Source organism: Bacillus sp. GbtcB10 (assembly GCF_019091365.1).
In the GTDB taxonomy this organism is placed as follows: domain Bacteria; phylum Bacillota; class Bacilli; order Bacillales; family Bacillaceae; genus Bacillus; species Bacillus altitudinis.
This window is the reverse complement of sequence record NZ_JAGXJP010000432.1, coordinates 1-232: the sequence shown is the minus strand read 5'-3', so window position 1 is coordinate 232 and position 232 is coordinate 1. Positions and strand designations below refer to the sequence as shown.

Sequence of the window (232 nt, the reverse complement as noted above, 5' to 3'; positions counted from 1 at the left end):
AGTAGATTTTATTAATTGTGTCGTTTGGAGAAAATCGGCTGAGAATGTAACTGAATATTGTAAGAAGGGATCACTCGTTGGGATTACAGGGCGTATTCAGACGAGTAATTACGATGATGAACAAGGCAAGAGAATATATAGAACTGAAGTTGTGATTGAGAGTATTACCTTTTTGGAGAGAAGGCGGGAGGGGCATCACAATAAGATGGGACTTTAAATAATGGATTTGGGA

Annotated in this window: 1 protein-coding gene; it reads left to right on the top strand. The window is 38.4% G+C overall.

Translation table 11 applies throughout. The features are described from left to right. Positions 1-217 (top strand): single-stranded DNA-binding protein (ssb, locus tag KVT11_RS20740; protein ID WP_217609230.1); only part of this gene is annotated, 217 nt, incomplete at its 5' end. Positions 218-232: the final 15 nt, after the last annotated feature.